The organism is Paucibacter sp. TC2R-5 (assembly GCF_025717605.1).
In the GTDB taxonomy this organism is placed as follows: Bacteria; Pseudomonadota; Gammaproteobacteria; order Burkholderiales; family Burkholderiaceae_C; genus Paucibacter_A; species Paucibacter_A albus.
The window spans coordinates 173420-190018 of the sequence record NZ_JAJIRQ010000004.1 but is presented as its reverse complement, the minus strand read 5'-3'; the positions used below and the strand labels follow the sequence as shown (position 1 = coordinate 190018).

The window sequence follows — 16599 nt, the reverse complement described above, 5'->3', positions numbered from 1 at the left end:
CCGGTGGCTGCCCGACGAGCGACGCAATCGCGGGCGGCCAAGAAGACTATAGGAGTAGAGCCAAGCGTGCGCCGGCTTTAAAACCGGCGCAAAGGAAAAGCTACCACATGATGGCGAAGAGCGTACCTCGCCACAAACGGGTAAGCCCTTAGAGCAGTCTAATGAGCCTGCGTGAGATCAAAATTGCAAGCTCCCCTTGAGCGCCTGCTGATGGGCATCCAGCAACAGAATATTGCCGTAACAGGCTTCGGCGCGACTGCGTGTATTGTCGCCGTCGGTCATCATAGCCATTGAGGTGAGCCGACCGGGCTCCTCGCCAAAAGCCTTCATATAGTCGGCACGCACATTGCGCCGCAGACGTTGCCAAGTTCCTCGCCCACCCTCGCCGGAGCCGACGACAATCTTTCGAACGCGGTCGCTGCGCGTGCTGATCAGCACCGTCTCCGGCGCGGCATGGGCATCCCATACATACATCAGCGTCGCAAACGGAGGCGCCTCACCGGTCAGGGTCTGCACCAACTCGAACTGCATGCGGTTACGCAAGGACAAGCTGCCTTCATCGCCAGCAAAGCCCAAAAGCAGGCGCGCCGGCGCGTCATCGGTGTCAGCCTCTTGGACCGATGAGCGCGCGTCCAGTGCATGTATCCACCAATCGAATTGCACCGCCTCGAGCTGCTCGGGTTCGATCTTCAGCTCACGGCGCCACAGGCTGACGGATTCGGCGGCCTGTGCCAACACACAATCCTGTCCACCCCGCTTGGCCAAGGAATACTGCGTGACGCGCTTGCCCGGCAACTCTTTAGCCGACCAATCCACCAGCGCCTCCGGCATGGATTCGACTGGAGCGTAGGCCTCGATTGGCTTGATGTGTGGAGGCGCAGGCGAGGCACAAGCCAGAAGTATTCCGACTGCGGCAAGCAATAGGCCAAAAGACCTCAGCGATAAGGGTGACGGCGGGCTTTGCTCAGGCATTTGCACAGTATACGAAGGCCGGGATCGCCCCAAAAATCTGCCTAAAAAAAGAAAAGGGTCGCTCTGCGACCCTTTTTCAAGACAGGCCGCTCATCTTGAGCGCGCCCGAAATACAGCGATAAAAACGATCAGAAGCGGTGACGCAAGCCGACGCCGAAGCTGTTGGAATCGGTACCGGCACTGGTGGTCACGCCGCCCAAGAAGCCAGCGCCACCAGGAGCCATCTGGCCCAGACCGGTATTGTCGAAGTGAGTCAGCACCATATTGACATCGGTGCGCTTGGAGAAGGAGTAGGTGTAAGCAACCCCGTAAGACTGGGTATCGGCATTGGATTTCGTCTTGTCGTCAAGCTTCGAATACGCCGTGTAGAAGGTATTCGCGCCCATCGTCATCTTGTAACCAATGTGCATCAACACCGAGTCTTGCTTCAAGGCATTGATATAGGCATTCGACACCAAACCGGCAAAAGGCGCCGTGGACGGACTTGCCAGCAAAGACGCGCGGATGCCACCCAAGCCGGAAGGATTGTCATCCTTGGCGGTGATGTACATCGCGCTCAGCTTGCCCGGGCCCAATGCTGCAGATGCGCCGACGACAAGATTTTTCAGCGACTTCTGGCCGTTTTCGTTTTCACGCTCTTGATAGCCAAAACCCACGGTGAAAGCATCCGAGCGGTAGTAGCTCAGCAGGCCCATGAAATGGCCCTGCGCAGCAGACCCTTCTCCGGCAGCAACCATGGCAGCCGCGGTGAATCCGCCCGTTTGAATGCCGTATTGCACCGAGTTGCTCTGGCGGATGTCGATCGCAGGTGGGAAGCTGGCCACTTGACCCGCCGCCAGGCTGGACTGGGTTTGCATGATGTCAAACTCGGCCTGCATCAAATAAGCGGGCGTGTACTGGCGGCCAGCGGATACCGCACCGACCGGCGTCACCAGGCGAACAAAGGCCTGCCGATCCCAGAAGTTGTTGGCGACGTTGACGCCAAAGCTATTACCGAGATTCGCAGCGACGCCGTTCACAATGGGCTGCAATGCCGCCGGCAAGCCCAGCAGCTTGGCCTGACTCAAGCGATCGGGCAGCTGTCCACCGCTGACAGGGCGGTTGCTGGTTCCGCCGGTGTCGGCCTCAAGGCGATTTTCCAAGGTGAAGCCGGCGCTAAAACCGCCACCCAGATCTTCGGTGCCGCGCACGCCCAGGCGGGAGCCGTCCATGATGCCGCTGACCACCTGCGTGACATTGCCGCCACGCACACCCGAGGTGTAAGTCACACCGGCGTCGACGATGCCGTACAGCGTCACGCTGCTGGACTGCGCCCAAGCGGCGGAAGTGCTGGCAGCCAACAAGCTGAGGGCGAGATAGGTCTTCTTCATGGATGTCTCCTGTTATCAAATTCGAATGACTTGATTTTGAAGTATTCAATCGACTCATAGGGGGCTGTGTTGCTCGACACCCACAGGCGCTAACCCTGTCACCCATGTGACTTGCTTTGCTACCGGACACAAAAAAGCCGCCCGAAGGCGGCTTGCTGGTCAACAGGCCCGAAAGCCCATCAGCCGTATTGCTTAGAAGCTGTGACGCACGCCGACGTCGACACCGCCGGAACGGCCGTCCTTGACGACTGCAGGGTTAGCACTGGCGCCAGTACCGTTGACACCGAAGCTAGCACCGGCCTTGTTGTCGATGTAAGACACGGTCGTGTACAGCGCAGTGCGCTTGGACAGGTTGTGCACATAGCCAGCAGCCAGCTGCGAAGAGTCACCAGCAACGGCAACAGTCTTGGCATTGCTCTTGCTGTAGCTGGCGTCGGTGTACGAAGCCCAGACCGAGCCGGCACCGATAGGTGCAGTCACGGCGATGGTGTACAGGTCTTGGCTGTGCTCACCAAACTCGTTGGTCGAGTACAGACCGCTGACCTTGGCCATGCCGAAGTCATACGAACCGCCCAAGCTCATGAACTTGAACTTCGTGTTGGTGCCGAACTCAGTGTAGGCAGCAGCCACATTGAACGCGCCAGCCTTGTAGCCCACGCGGCCACCAACGCTCTTGTTCAACTCATTCGTGCCTTCGCCGGCCGAAGCTTCCAGCGTGCCGTAGAAACCACCCAGATTAGCTGGAGCGGAGTACGACACTTGGTTGTCGGTGCGGCTTGTGTTCAGGCCAGTCGCGCCCAGCGTGCTGTACAGGTTGTAGACCGAACCCAGGCCAGTGGCGCTGACAGGATCGAAATCTTCAACAGTGATCTTGGTGATGGTCTTGAAACGACCCAGGCGCACTTCGCCCATGCTGGCCGAGATCAGGCTGACGGTAGCGCGGCGAGCCCAGAAAGCGGAATCAGCTGCACCGGTGTCAGTGTTAACAGCGCCTTCCAGCCAGAAGCCAGCCTTCAGATCGCCGCCGAGGTCTTCAACGCCACGCACGCCGAAACGGCTGGTGGTGTTGCCACCGGAAGCCAGGCTGTACACGCTCTTGCCGTTGGCATCGGTGTAACGCATAGCAGCGTCAACCACGCCGAACAAGGTCACCGACGATTGAGCAGCTGCGACGCCAGCGAACGAGCCGAGTACGGCCAAAGCAACAATAGATTTCTTCATTCGATACTCCTAAGTGTTCAAAAAGGGCCGATCTGCAAACACCACTTAGCGCTCGCCGGACCCACTCCCTTCATCGGAAGTTGCCGTATTGCACCAGATGAATGCCACTTTTCGACAACAGGGCCGATAAAACTAGGGTTTGCGTTGTTGACTCACAACAAAAAACAGGCATCACAACATCGTCACATTCGGTGGTTTTGACCGAGCGCCCCGTAGACTGCGGGCTTTAGACCCGCTTCTTCGCCCCCCCCCACCAACACCCATGACCTCTCGCATCAAGCTCTCAAAACTGGACCTGCTACTGGCCAGCGCCGACCATGGGCTGAGGACTGTATTCGGCAAACCACCGGCCGCGCGTGCCTCCCCTGCGAAATCCATTGTCGACGAGTCCGCCTTGAGCCCCGCTGAAGTGCAACTCGCCGCAGCGCTGATGCGGGTCAATCATGTGGGTGAGATTTGCGCGCAGGCGCTGTATCAGTCGCAAGCGCTGCTGACACGCGACCCTGATTTACGCGCCCACTTTGCCCAAGCCGCCAAAGAAGAGTTGGATCACCTCGCATGGACGCAGCAACGCATTGATGAATTGGGCAGCCACACCAGTCGTTTGAGCCCGCTGTGGTACGGCGGCGCCTTTGCGATTGGCAGCTTGGCGGGCCTGGCCGGCGACCGCAACAGTTTGGGGTTTGTGGTCGAAACCGAACGCCAGGTGGAGCAGCATCTGGCCACTCACCTCGAACGCCTGCCACTCAATGACCTGCGCTCGCGCGCCATCGTTACTCAAATGAAAGAGGAAGAGGCCCGCCACGCCGCAGAAGCCCTGGACGCCGGTGCGCGCCCCTTGTCGGCCCCGCTGGGCAAACTGATGCGTTTGGCGGCATGCGTGATGACCCGCACCGCACATTACATTTAGCAAGCCCCGCAGCTCATCCTTCGATCAGCTCGACCGAGGTCGTCATCGCCGCCGTTTTGCCCAACATGATGCTGGCCGAGCAGTATTTTTCATGCGACAGAGCTACCGCGCGCTCCACCACATCTTGCTTGAGCCCGCGCCCAGTCACCAGGAAATGCATATGGATGGCGGTAAAGACCTTGGGTTCGGTCGGCGCCCGTTCGGCAGTCAGTTTGACTTGGCAACCGGTCACATCATGGCGCCCGCGTTTGAGGATCAACACCACGTCATAGGCGGTGCAACCGCCCGTGCCGGCCAACACGGTTTCCATGGGACGAGGCGCCAAATTTCGACCGCCGCCGTCCGGCGCACCGTCCATCGCCAGCATGTGACCGCTGCCGGTTTCGGCCACAAAAGCCATACCACCTGCGCCCATCCAATTGATCGTGCACTCCATACGAATTCTCCATTTTTTGCCGCCTCTGCGGCAGCGTTTCTTCACAGGGACTCAAGTATTCATCAGGAAATATTGCAGCGCAGCATAACTTCCGGCTAAAATCAGACCCGAGCGAAATCCGCAAGTGGTCTCTAAGCGGTATTTTCCGATCGGTATCCTGATGTGATACCGAACTGCTTGCCTCGCACCGATTGTCTCCTCCACCGCCTCCATGGTGGATTCAGCCCAAGCTTGCAAAAGCTTGGGCTTTTTTTTGCCCCGACTGGACAGCAATGAGATGAGAGCGCTCGCTTATCATGCTGCACCGCAATAGTTTGGCATCGGAGATTTCATGGGTGGCCCCTCCCCCGCAAGACCTCGGCCCGCAAAGGCCACCAAGGCTAGCAAGTCCGCACTGCCAGCATTGATTCCCAGCGACAACAGCTATTTGCAACGGATTTTGAACGCGCGCGTCTATGACGTCGCCATCGAAACCTCGCTGTCACCGGCCAAAAGCCTGTCCAAACGCTTGGGTAACAAGGTCTTTTTAAAGCGCGAAGACGAGCAACCGGTCTTCAGCTTCAAGCTGCGCGGCGCCTACAACAAGATGGTGAACCTGAGCGCCGGAAGCCTGGCCAAAGGCGTGATCTGCGCCTCCGCCGGCAACCATGCGCAGGGTGTGGCGTTGTCGGCGAAAAAGCTCGGCTGCCGCGCAGTCATCGTGATGCCGGTCACGACGCCCAAGGTCAAGATTGATGCAGTCTTGTCCTTTGGCGGTGAAGTCGTTTTGCATGGCGACAGTTTCACCGATGCCTACGGGCGCGCGCTGGAGCTCGAGCGCGAGCAAGGGCTGACTTTTGTACACCCCTTCGATGACCCCGATGTGATTGCGGGTCAGGGCACGGTGGCGATGGAGATCTTGCGCCAGCATCAAGGCCCGATTGACGCGGTTTTTGTTGCCATTGGTGGTGGCGGGCTGATTTCGGGGGTCGCGGCCTACATCAAGGCGCTGCGCCCCGAAATCAAGGTCATAGGCGTACAGACCAAAGACTCAGACGCCATGGTGCGCTCGGTCAAGGCCGGCAAGCGCGTCACGCTCGCGGATGTGGGTCTCTTCTCCGACGGCACGGCCGTCAAACTGGTGGGCGAAGAAACCTTCCGCATCACTCGCGAGTTGGTGGACGACTTTGTGCTGGTGGAGACCGACGCGGTATGTGCCGCTATCAAGGATGTCTTTGAAGACACCCGCAGCATTTTGGAGCCGGCCGGCGCCTTGGGCGTCGCGGCCATCAAGCAGTATGTGGCCGAGTATGGCTGCAAGGGCCAGACCTTCGTCGCCATCACCTGCGGCGCCAATATGAACTTCGACCGCCTGCGCTTTGTGGCCGAGCGTGCCGAGGTGGGCGAGCACCGCGAGGCGCTGTTCGCCATCACCATCCCAGAGGAGCGCGGCAGTTTCAAACGCTTTTGCGAGCTGCTGGGCCCACGCAGCGTGACCGAATTCAATTACCGCATTTCGGACGCCAACAAGGCCCATATCTTTGTCGGCATCGCCACCCAGAAGCGTGAAGAGTCCTTGAAGCTGGCCAAGACCTTCGCCAAACATGGCTTCGAGACACTGGACCTGAGCGACGATGAGTTGGCCAAGCTGCATATTCGCCATATGGTCGGCGGCCGCTCCGAGTTGGCCCGCAACGAGCGCCTGTACCGCTTCATATTTCCGGAACGGCCCGGCGCCTTGATGCGCTTTTTGAGTTCCATGCACCCAGACTGGAACATCAGCCTGTTTCACTACCGCAACCAGGGCGCCGACTACGGTCGCATCTTGGTCGGCATCCAGGTTCCGCGCGGCGACAACACCGCACTGCGCGCATTTTTGGACTCCTTGAACTACCCCTTTGTGGACGAGTCCAACAACCCTGTCTACAAGCAATTCCTGGGATAAAGCTTCAGCGCGGACAGGGGCAAGTGCGGATGCGCAAAACGCGGCCCCGCCCTCAAAATCCAGCCTCCTCATTTGCAGCGCGCCCGACCGTCAATGCCCATTCAACAGTCTCTGATCAGTCCGACGGCCAATCCAGCACTGGAAAAGGCACTGCGAGACCAGGTTGATCGACATGGGGAAATTGCCGGCGGGCTGGGCGAGTTGGAGCCGCTGGCGGTGCGACTCGGACTGATTCAGAACTCCCTCACGCCGCGCTTTCGCGACCCGGCCTTGACGCTCTTTGCTGCCGACCATGGGTTGGCGGTCGACGGCATTGGCAGCCAATGGGGCCGCAGCACACGCGAGCAAGCTCTGCTGGCCCTGCAAAACCGCCTGCCACTGGCCGTCTTTGCGCGCCTGCAGGGCTTGCAGTTGGTGCTGGTCGATTGCGGTATCGCGGAAGCGCTGGCACCGCACGCAAGACTGCTGGCGCGAAAGATCGCTCACGGCACCCGCAATGCGCGGGTCACGGCCGCCATGAGCCTGGAGCAAGCCCATGCAGGTGTGCGCGTCGGCATGGAGATTGCCGACAAGCTCACCGGCAATGTGCTGGCCTGTGCTGGCATGGGCCAAGGCTCGGACGAGAGCTCGTCGCTGGTCTTGGCGCGCTTGATGGACTGCCCCTTGCGAGACTTTGTCATCTCTGGCCCCGATATGCGCCAGGACAACCTTGCCCATTTGCTGAACGTCTTGCAGGCGGCGCAGGCCCGACACCGCAATGTCAACGACCCCATGGAGGTCTTGGCGGCCTTTGGTGGCTTCGAGACCGCCGTGATGGTGGGCGCGATGCTGGTCGCCGCGTCTAAGCGCAGCCTGATCATCGTCGACGGCATGACCGCCTGCGCGGCCTTGAAAATTGCCGCCAAGATTGCGCCTCCGGTGACCGACTACGCGGTCTTTTGCCGCAGCCATGGGCGCCGTGGTTTGGATGAGGCGCTGGCCATGTTTCATGCCTCGGCCTTGCTGGAACTCGGTATGGACAGTGCCGACGGCACCGGCGCGGCCTTGGCCTGGCCAATGATTCGCAGCGCAGCGGCCCTGCTGACCGACTTAAATGAGCTGAATGCTTAATGTGTAGAGGACGGCCCGGCCGGATCATGCAAAGGCCGAGGCTGGCTCTCGAGCGGCGCTTGTGCTGGCGCCAGGGGCGGCGGCGCGTAGGAGCCCAGCACCACCGGTGAGGGCTGAGCAGCAGGCAAAGCACCGGTCGCGGCAGCAGCCAGCGGTGCGATCTGCAGGGTCATGCTGACCACACCCGCCTCACCCAAACTGGCCGAGCGCCCGTCCACATACAAGAGTTGCAGATTGCCGTCCACCAAGGCACCAACGCGGACAGTACGGGCCACGCCGTCGACGGCGATCAAGGCCACACCTTCACCGCCAGCCTGACTCGCACCGGCATTTTTAGGCGCCACCACGCCCAGCAGTTTGAAACGGCTCTCAACGGCCGGCGCCGCCTCGGCCGCCACAGCCGCTGCCGCGCCGAACAAGCGGGTCAAATCGGCTTGGCCCGCACGCTGCTCCAGCGCCGGTTGAGCCTGAGCCGGCACTTGAATGGGTCTGGCCAGCAATTGGATCAACCAATAGCCGCCGCTACAGGCGAGCAAACCCCACACCAAAAAAGCAATCATTCGTGCAAGCATGAGCAGATTATGATTCATCCGCTGGCCCACTCATCAGGTGGGTTTCATTCGCTTCATCTTCGCCACAACAAGCTCACGCTCAAATGCATATCCAAGCAACGCTGCCTTCAATCCCGCGCCGCCGAAACCTCCGCCGCAGCGCCGGTTTCACCCTGATCGAATTGCTGGTCGTACTGGTCATCATCGGCGTGCTGGCAGCGCTGGTGGTGCCCAATGTGCTGGACCGTGCCGACGAGGCCCGCGTCACCGCCGCCCGCACCGACGTCAACAATCTGATGCAGGCCTTGAAGCTGTACAAGCTCGACAACCAACGTTACCCCAGCGCCGAGCAAGGCCTGGAGGCCTTGGTGCGCAAGCCCACCGCCGGCACGCCGCCGCCGAACTGGAAGCCTTATGTCGAGAAGCTGCCGCTGGATCCGTGGAAGCAGCCCTACCAATATGCCAACCCCGGCATCAAGGGTGAGATCGATGTCTACAGCTTCGGTGCCGATGGCCGCGCCGGTGGCGAGGGCAATGACGCCGACATCGGTTCTTGGCAATAAGTGTTGTGCCGCTCTGGGCAGTGACTCTGTGATCGCAGCCGGCCGTCGCCTTGGGGCTCATGGCTTCACTCTGATCGAGCTTTTGGTGGTCGTGGCCTTGATCGCGATCGCGACGGCCACCGTCAGCCTGTCTTTGCGCGACCCGGCCGCCGCCCAGTTGGAGCGCGAGGCGGAGCGCCTGACCGCCTTGTTCGAAACCGCCCGCGCCGAAAGCCGCGCCGCTGGGCTGCCTGTGCAATGGGCGCCGAGCAAAAAAGACACTGGCGACGACTTCCAGTTCCTCGGTCTGCCCAAACGGATCATATTGCCGCAGCGCTGGCTCGGTGAGCCGGTCGCCGTGCAGATTGCCGGGGCGAACGTCATCAACCTAGGCCCGGAGCCGATGATTGGCGCGCAGCGCCTGCAGCTCAGCCTGGGCACTCAGCAGATCGTCTTGGCGACCGATGGCTTGTCGGCGTTCGAAGTGGCCCCAGCACCAACGCCATGAAGCCAGTGCGCGGTTTTACTTTGATAGAAGTCTTGGTCGCGCTGGTGATCGTGGCGATTGCATTGACCGCCGGCGTCAAGGCTGCCGGCGCTTTGACCTTGAACGCTGGGCGCTTGCGCACCATCAGCGCGGCGCAGTGGTGCGCCGAAAATCAGCTGACCGAGCTGCGGCTGTCCAAACAATTCCCCAGCGTCGGCGACAGCGATTTCGCCTGCGAACAATTCGGCGAAAGCTACAAAGGCCAGGTCACCGTGCGCCCAACGCCTAACCCGAGCTTTCGCCGTGTCGATGCCGCCATTCGTGACGAGGCCGGCAATCAACTGCTGCTGATCTCGACCATCATGGGCCGCTACTGATATGCAGCGGGCCCGAGGTTTTACCTTGATCGAGGTGCTGGTCGCCCTGGTCGTGATGTCCACCCTGGCCATGATGGCGTGGCGCGGTCTTGATGCCTTGATCAAGAGCCGCGAGATCGCGCAAACCAACCTCGATCAAAGCGCACGCCTTCAAACCGTCTTGGCTCAGTGGGAACAGGATCTCCGCTCGATTCAAGACAGCGGCAGCGTCGATGCCTTGAATTTTGACGGTGCCAGCCTGCGCCTGACGCGCCAGCACCCGCAAGGCATCCAAGTCGTCGTCTGGACGGTGCGCGGCGGCGCTCTGAATCGCTGGGAAAGCAAACCCGTGCAAACGGTGGGCCCCTTGGAAGAGAATTTCAAGCGCGGCGCGCAGTTGCTGGCCCAAGATGCGGGCCAGTTGCGCGCGCTGGAAGGCGTCTCAGGCTGGCAGCTCTACTGCTACCGGGGCAATAGCTGGAGCAATTGCCTGTCCAGCGGCAACGACGAGACTGCCCCGCCGCTGCCGCCTGCGTCCGGCGCATCGGGCGCGGCCCCGCCGGAAAAGCCCCGCCAGGCCCTACCCAGCGGCATTCGCATGCTGATCCAATTCGGCCCGGGCAGCGGCTTTGGCGGGCCCTTGACGCGCCAGGTTGAACTGAGGCCGCAGCCATGAAGCGGCGGTTTAGATCCCAGCAAGGTGCGGCCTTACTGACCGCGATGATCATCGTCACCCTGGTCGCGACGCTGGCCTCGGCCATGGTCTGGCGCCAGTACCGCGCGGTGCAAATCGAGGCGGCCGAGCGTGCTCGCGCCCAGGCCAGCTGGATTTTGCAAGGCTCGCTGGATTGGGCCCGTTTGATCCTGCGCGAAGACGCACGCGCCGACCGTGACGCGCAGCGGCGGGGCGAGCAGGCCGTCGATCACCTGGGTGAAGTCTGGTCCGTGCCGCTTGCCGAGGCCCGCCTTTCGACCTTTTTAGCTGCCGACAAAAACAATGCTGACGACGGTCCGGAGGCCTTTTTGTCCGGCAGCCTGCAAGACGCCCAGTCTCGCTACAACCTTCGTCACCTGCTCAGCGGCAAGGTGGTGCCGCCCTTGGAGCAAAAAGTCCTGGAACGCTTGGTCATCAGCGCCGGTGCGGCGCCTGGCACGGCGGCCCTGATCATCAGCAAGCTGCGCAGCGCCTATGCCGTCAAGGCCGAATCTGAAGGTCCGTCATCAAGCGGAGATAAAGCCGAGATACCCTTGCAGCCGAAGAACATCGCCCAGCTCGCTTGGTTCGGCCTGAGTGCCGACACCATCGAGCGCCTGAGTCCGCTGCTGACCCTCTTGCCCATCCCCACGCCCGTCAATCTCAACACCGCGCCGCGCGAGGTCATTGCTGCCTTGTTCGACGGCATGGATCTGGCCTCTGCCGAACGCTTGGTGCAGGCCCGGCAGTCAAAGCCCCTGAGCAAGCTGGAAGATAGCGCCGACTTCTTCCCCAAGGGTGTGGTGGTGACGGCCGAGCGGGCCTCGGTGAACTCCGCCTTCTTCATCGTCAACGGGCGCCTGCGTCTGGAGGAGCGGGTGCTGGAGGAACGTTCTTTGGTACAAAGGCGCGATTTAGAAATCATTGTGCTGGACCGTCAACGCGTAGTACCCCGACTGGAAACTAAACCTTGATGCCTCAGAATTGCTGCGTGCGCACTACAAATAGCCGCTCTAAGTCTTTGATTTCAGAGGACTTGAAATTGTCAGACTTCTAGAATGAGATAGGCTCCACCGCATCCATGAGTACGACATTACTCCTCTTCCTGCCAGCCCGCAGTCGCCTGCATGCCCAAGGCCGCAGCATCCAGACCCTTGAAGGCCTGGGCCGCGCCGTGCCCGGGCGCGACTACGACTATGTGTTGACCACCGACGGCAGCAGCATCTCGGCCCAAGGCAGCCGCGCGGCGGCACAGTTGCCACACGCAGATGTGGTGATTGCCATTCCGGCTGAATCCGATCTCTCTTGGCAGCGCGTGACCCTGCCGCGCGCGGGCCGGCAAATGCGCTCCGCGCTGGCGGGCATGTTGGAAGAGTCCTTGCTTGACGATGCAGATAGCCTGCATTTCGCGGTTGAATCGGAGGCCTCCGGGGGTGACGTAGCCTGGGTCGCGATCACCTCGCGGGCATGGCTGCAACAGCATTTGACGGCCTTGGAGGCAGCCCAGGTCTTTGTGGACCGAGTGTCGCCGCTGGCCTGGCCCGATGCGCCACCGCGCGGGCATTTTTACGAAACCGGCAACGAGTTGACGCCGATCGCTCTGCGCTGGAGCCACCCCGAGGGGGTGACCAATTTGCCGCTGGATGGCAGCCTGTCGCGCCAACTTTTTCCGGCCTCGTTGGTGCAGATGTCGCATTGGACGGCCGCACCCGAAGTGGCGGCTCAGTCCGAACGCTGGCTGGGCACGGCCGTCAATGTGATCACGCCCGCCGAGCGTGCCCTGGCCGTGATCGACAGCCCCTGGAACTTGCGCCAGTTCGAACTGGCACCGCGCACCCGTGGCATTCGGGCCTTGCGCCATCTGCTGCGCGGCCTGATGCGGCGCAATTGGCGGCCGGTGCGCTGGGGCTTGGCCGGTCTGGTGGCGGTGCAGGTCTTGGGCCTGAATCTGCTCGCTTGGCAGCAAAACCAGCAACTCAAAGCCAAGCGCGCCGCGATGGATAGCACGCTCACGGCCAGCTTCCCGCAGGTGCGAGCGATCCGCGATGCACCGGTACAGATGCAGCGCGAAACCGATCAGCTGCGTGCCATGGCGGGTCGCAGCAGCGATCAGGACCTGGAAGCCTTGCTGGCTGCCGCCGCCACCGCTTGGCCGTCCGAGCGCGGCCCGGTCGAAACGCTGTCCTTCGAATCCGGCCGACTGACCCTCTCGTCGACGGGATGGAGCGAGGCCCATATCCAGCAGTTCCGCAGCCAGTTGAGCAGTGAAGGCTGGCAGCTCGACGCTGTTGAAGGTCGCCTGACGCTGAGCCGAATGCAAGGCCTGAGCGGCGGTAACGCCCTGAGCGCAAACAAAATATGAACCAGCCCAAAACCCTCAACTGGCCGGCGCTGAAAGCCCAGGCACTAACGCGCTGGCAGGCGCTGGCCGACCGCGAGCAGCTGGCGCTACAGTTTGTCGCCTGGATCTTGGCTCTGCTGCTGCTATGGCTGATTGCCATTCAGCCCGGTCTGCGCAGCCTGCGCCAGGCACCGGCGCAGTTGGAAGCGCTGGAGCTGCAGTTGCAGGAGATGCAAGCACTGGCCGCCGAGGCCCGCGAACTGCGCGCCACACCGGCTGTGCCGATCGCCCTCGCCGCCCAGGCCTTGCAAGCAGCCAGCGAGCATCTCGGTCCGGCCGCCAAGCTCAGCGTCAACGGCGACCGGGCGGTGTTGAGCGTCAACGGCGTCGGTGCGGAGCCTCTGCAGGCTTGGCTCGGCGAAGTGCGCAGCGCCGCACGCGCCCGGCCGCTGGAAGCCAAATTGCAACGCAGCCCGAATGGCTATACCGGCACCATCGTGCTGATGCTCAGCGGAGCCACACCATGACTGCCTTCTCGATGAAATCATGGTTCAGCCGACGCCGCCGCAACGAGGCGCCGCTGACCGAGTTGGCGCCAACCCAATGGCAAGACTCGCGTCAGATCGAGCCGACTTGGCGCGGCCGCACCCAAACCAATCTGCGCTGGAGCATCGCCGGCGCCGTACTCGGTGGTCTGCTTTCATTGATCATGTTTGCGCCGGCCAGTTGGTTGGCCCATGGCGTGGCCTCGGCCAGCAATGGCCATGTCTTGATCACCGACACCCGCGGCAGCATCTGGAACGGCAGCGGCGTGCTGGTCTTGACCGGCGGCCTGGACAGCCGCGACGCCAGTCTGCTTCCCGGCCGGCTGCGCTGGTCCATGCATGTGCAAGGGATGGCGCTGGCATTAAAGGCCAGCCAAGACTGCTGTATCAACGGCGAGTTGCAACTGCAGATTCGGCCCGGTTGGGGTCGGTTTGAGGTCGCGCTGATCAGCCATGCGGATTGGCTCGCTCGTTGGCCGGCCGGCTTGCTGGCGGGCCTGGGCACGCCTTGGAACACCTTGCAGCTGGGCGGATCTATCCGTTTGACTGCACGGGACTTCAAGCTGGAGTGGGTGCAAGGGCGCTGGCGCCAGTTTGGTCAGCTGGACTTGGATCTGATCAATTTATCCTCGCGCATCTCCACGCTGGCCCCCTTGGGCAGCTATCGTTTCACGCTGGCAGCGCAAAGCAGCGACGAATCCAAGGCAGGCATCAGCACGCTCACATTGATCACGCTGGACGGCGCCCTGCTACTGTCGGGCGAAGGCACCATGGGGGCAGGCAAGGCCCGCTTTCTGGGCGAGGCCTCGGCCGCACCGGGACGCGAAGCGGCCCTGAATAACTTACTGAATATCATCGGACGCCGCCAAGGCGCGCGCTCCGTCATTTCGATCGGATGACAATGAAAATGCGCCCGCAAATTGCGCGCCGAGCTCGGCAGGCTGGACTCTCGCTGTTGGCTTTGGCCTTGGTCAACCCCACTTGGGCTCAGCCCGCGAGCGGCTTGCCGCAGACCAGCACTCGCACACGCGGCCCAGCCTTGAAGGCCCAAACGCCGGTGACACTGAACTTCGTCAATGCCGACATCGAGGCCGTCACCCGCGCCATCGGCGTGATGATGGATCGCCAGTTCATCATCGACCCGCGCGTCAAGGGCCAGATCACGCTCTACAGCGAGCAACCCCTGACCGTGCGCGAGGCCTACCTGAACTACCTGGCGGCGTTGCGCGGCCTGGGCTTCACGGTGGTGGAGAACACCGGCATGTACAAGGTCGTGCCCGAAGCCGATGCCAAGCTGCAGGCGGGATCGGTCGCAGTTGGCGCCAGCAATGTGCGTGGCGATCAAATCATCACGCAGATCTTCCGCCTCAACCACGAGAACGCCAACAACCTGGTGGCCGTGTTACGCCCGCTGATCAGCCCCAATAACACCATCAACGCCAATCCGGGCAATAACAGCTTGGTGATCACCGACTACGCGGAAAATCTGCAGCGCCTGGGCCGCATCATCGCGACCATGGACACACCAGGCAGCACAGATCTGGAAGTGGTCCCGCTCAAACACGCGGTCGCCTCCGACCTCGCCGCCTTGGTGCAAAAACTCGCCGATGGCGGCGCCGCTGCAGTGCCAGGCCAAGCCGGCGGGTCACTGAGCGTGTTGGTAGATCCGCGCAGCAATGCCTTGATCCTGCGCGCCTCCAATCCGGCTCGGATGGCGATGGCGCGCGGCATGATAGACAAGCTCGATCAGCCACCCACCGACGGCGGCACCGGCAGCAATATCCATGTCGTCTATCTGAAGAATGCAGACGCGACCAAGCTAGCCACCGTGCTCAGGGCTGCTTTTGCGGGCGGGTCCGGTGGAGCGAGCGGCGCAAGCAGCGGTTTGGGCAATGCCTCGGGCAGCGGCAGCAACAGCGGCGGCATCGGCAGCAACCTGGGTGGCTCCGCGCTGACCGGCGCGGGCCAGGGCAATAACAGCGGCCCCTCCACGGCGGCCACCACGCCGGTGGCGCAAAGCCAAGGGCCCTCGACCGGCGGCTTTGTGCAGGCCGATCCGGCCACCAACTCGCTGATCATCACGGCCTCAGGCCCGTTCTACCGCCAGATCCGTGGCGTCATTGACCAACTGGACTCGCGCCGCGCGCAGGTCTATGTCGAAACCATGATCGTCAAGGTCGATGCCAGCAAGGCGGCGCAATTCGGCGTGCAGTGGCAAAACCTGTTCGGCAACCAGGGCGACAGCGTCATTACGGGCGTGGGCACCAATTTCGGCACTGGATCTAGCAATATCATCAATGGCTCCTTGGCGGTTGCAGGCGGCCGAGAAGGCGTCGGGAAAGCGCTCACCGCAAGCCCCGCACCGCTGGGCTTCAATCTGGGATTCCTCAAGAAGCTGGGCAGCTTTTACACGCTGGGCGCGATCGCCAACTTCCTGGAGTCACAGGCCGGCGCCAACGTGTTGTCAACGCCAAATCTGGTCTCGCTGGACAATGAAGAAGCCAAGATCGTGATCGGCCAGAACGTGCCCTTCTTGTCCGGATCCTTCTCCAATACCGGCAGCGCCGGCGGCGCCGTCAACCCCTTTCAAACCGTTGATCGCAAGGACGTCGGCCTGACGCTGCGCATTCGCAGCCAGATCGGTGAAAACGGGACTGTGCGCATGACGGTGTTCCAAGAAAACTCCGCCGTTGTGCCGGGCACCTCCAGCCTGGGGCCGACCACCGACAAGGCTTCAATCGAAACCACCGTGGTGGTCGACGATGGACAGACGATTGTGCTGGGCGGCCTGCTCAAGGACGAATACAGCGACGGTGACGACAAGGTGCCTGGACTGGGCAATTTGCCGCTGGTGGGTGCGCTGTTCAAGAGCGAAAACCGCAAGCGGGTGAAGACCAATTTGATGGTTTTCCTGCGCCCTGTGGTGATGCGTGACCAGCAAACAGCCGACCAGATGACGCTGGATCGCTACGAGTCGATTCGCGCTGTGCAGCAAAAATCCCAGCCGGCCCCCAGCTTTGTGCTGCCCGATACCGGCGTGCCGGTGTTGCCGGCTCTGCCGGGTTCGGCCTCAGCCACCGAAGGCATGAAGCCGCCCAAGGCCGTGGTTGATCCGCAGCCACAGCAGCAGCCCTGATCGC

The 16599-nt window shown here is 61.9% G+C and carries 17 protein-coding genes; 12 read left to right on the top strand and 5 right to left on the bottom strand.

The window, feature by feature from the left end:
- Window positions 1-177: 177 nt before the first annotated feature.
- The 3 genes from LNV08_RS10870 to LNV08_RS10860 all read right to left on the bottom strand — a co-directional run bounded on the left by LNV08_RS10870 (window position 178) and on the right by LNV08_RS10860 (window position 3563).
- Window positions 178-831 (bottom strand): DUF3047 domain-containing protein, encoded by a 654-nt coding sequence (locus tag LNV08_RS10870; protein ID WP_263533726.1) that lies wholly within the window; start codon window positions 829-831, stop codon window positions 178-180.
- Between the two features lie 269 nt (window positions 832-1100).
- Window positions 1101-2342, bottom strand: coding sequence for a porin (locus LNV08_RS10865; RefSeq protein ID WP_263533725.1), 1242 nt, complete (start codon window positions 2340-2342; stop codon window positions 1101-1103).
- A gap of 192 nt (window positions 2343-2534) precedes the next feature.
- The gene (locus LNV08_RS10860) at window positions 2535-3563 is read right to left on the bottom strand and encodes a porin (protein WP_263533724.1); all 1029 of its coding nucleotides are present in this window, start codon (window positions 3561-3563) and stop codon (window positions 2535-2537) included.
- 262 nt (window positions 3564-3825) lie between these two features.
- Between LNV08_RS10860 and coq7 the strand changes: the two genes are divergently transcribed.
- Complete coding sequence (gene coq7 / locus LNV08_RS10855; RefSeq protein WP_263533723.1) at window positions 3826-4473, top strand: 2-polyprenyl-3-methyl-6-methoxy-1,4-benzoquinone monooxygenase; 648 nt, start codon at window positions 3826-3828, stop codon at window positions 4471-4473.
- Between the two features lie 13 nt (window positions 4474-4486).
- On the opposite strand, the gene LNV08_RS10850 is transcribed toward coq7, so the two are convergent.
- The gene (locus tag LNV08_RS10850) at window positions 4487-4909 is read right to left on the bottom strand and encodes an OsmC family protein (protein WP_263533722.1); all 423 of its coding nucleotides are present in this window, start codon (window positions 4907-4909) and stop codon (window positions 4487-4489) included.
- 331 nt (window positions 4910-5240) lie between these two features.
- Here LNV08_RS10850 and ilvA point away from each other — a divergent pair, with 331 nt between their 5' ends.
- Together ilvA and LNV08_RS10840 are read left to right on the top strand one after the other, a co-directional pair.
- A complete protein-coding gene (gene ilvA / locus LNV08_RS10845) occupies window positions 5241-6833 on the top strand; it encodes a threonine ammonia-lyase, biosynthetic (protein ID WP_263533721.1) in 1593 nt (530 codons plus the stop codon).
- A 93-nt stretch (window positions 6834-6926) separates the two neighbouring features.
- A complete protein-coding gene (locus LNV08_RS10840; protein WP_263533720.1) occupies window positions 6927-7943 on the top strand; it encodes a nicotinate-nucleotide--dimethylbenzimidazole phosphoribosyltransferase in 1017 nt (338 codons plus the stop codon).
- On the opposite strand, the gene LNV08_RS10835 is transcribed toward LNV08_RS10840, so the two are convergent.
- Window positions 7940-8515 carry a hypothetical protein gene (locus tag LNV08_RS10835; protein WP_263533719.1) on the bottom strand — a complete coding sequence of 192 codons (576 nt, stop codon included), beginning with the start codon at window positions 8513-8515 and terminating at the stop codon, window positions 7940-7942. The genes LNV08_RS10840 and LNV08_RS10835 overlap by 4 nt on opposite strands.
- Before the next feature lie 83 nt (window positions 8516-8598).
- Between LNV08_RS10835 and gspG the strand changes: the two genes are divergently transcribed.
- The 9 genes from gspG (at window position 8599) to gspD (ending at window position 16595) form a co-directional block, all read left to right on the top strand.
- On the top strand, window positions 8599-9057 hold the full coding sequence (gene gspG / locus LNV08_RS10830) for a type II secretion system major pseudopilin GspG (protein WP_263533718.1): 459 nt from the start codon (window positions 8599-8601) through the stop codon (window positions 9055-9057).
- Between the two features lie 28 nt (window positions 9058-9085).
- Window positions 9086-9544 carry a Tfp pilus assembly protein FimT/FimU gene (locus tag LNV08_RS10825; protein ID WP_263533717.1) on the top strand — a complete coding sequence of 153 codons (459 nt, stop codon included), beginning with the start codon at window positions 9086-9088 and terminating at the stop codon, window positions 9542-9544.
- Complete coding sequence (gspI, locus tag LNV08_RS10820; protein ID WP_263533716.1) at window positions 9541-9900, top strand: type II secretion system minor pseudopilin GspI; 360 nt, start codon at window positions 9541-9543, stop codon at window positions 9898-9900. The genes LNV08_RS10825 and gspI overlap by 4 nt, the downstream gene beginning before the upstream one ends.
- A 1-nt stretch (window position 9901) precedes the next feature.
- Window positions 9902-10555 carry a type II secretion system protein J gene (locus tag LNV08_RS10815; RefSeq protein WP_263533715.1) on the top strand — a complete coding sequence of 218 codons (654 nt, stop codon included), beginning with the start codon at window positions 9902-9904 and terminating at the stop codon, window positions 10553-10555.
- Window positions 10552-11547: a type II secretion system minor pseudopilin GspK gene (gene gspK, locus LNV08_RS10810; protein ID WP_263533714.1), complete on the top strand. Its 996-nt coding sequence runs from the start codon at window positions 10552-10554 to the stop codon at window positions 11545-11547. Before LNV08_RS10815 ends, gspK begins: the two co-directional genes overlap by 4 nt.
- Window positions 11548-11654: 107 nt before the next feature.
- Entirely contained in the window at window positions 11655-12935 is a 1281-nt protein-coding gene (gene gspL / locus LNV08_RS10805; protein ID WP_263533713.1) for a type II secretion system protein GspL, read from the top strand.
- The gene (locus tag LNV08_RS10800) at window positions 12932-13441 is read left to right on the top strand and encodes a type II secretion system protein M (protein ID WP_263533712.1); all 510 of its coding nucleotides are present in this window, start codon (window positions 12932-12934) and stop codon (window positions 13439-13441) included. The genes gspL and LNV08_RS10800 overlap by 4 nt, the downstream gene beginning before the upstream one ends.
- The gene (gene gspN, locus LNV08_RS10795; RefSeq protein ID WP_263533711.1) at window positions 13438-14358 is read left to right on the top strand and encodes a type II secretion system protein N; all 921 of its coding nucleotides are present in this window, start codon (window positions 13438-13440) and stop codon (window positions 14356-14358) included. Before LNV08_RS10800 ends, gspN begins: the two co-directional genes overlap by 4 nt.
- Entirely contained in the window at window positions 14355-16595 is a 2241-nt protein-coding gene (gspD, locus tag LNV08_RS10790; protein ID WP_414858718.1) for a type II secretion system secretin GspD, read from the top strand. The genes gspN and gspD overlap by 4 nt, the downstream gene beginning before the upstream one ends.
- The last annotated feature ends 4 nt before the right edge of the window (window positions 16596-16599 follow it).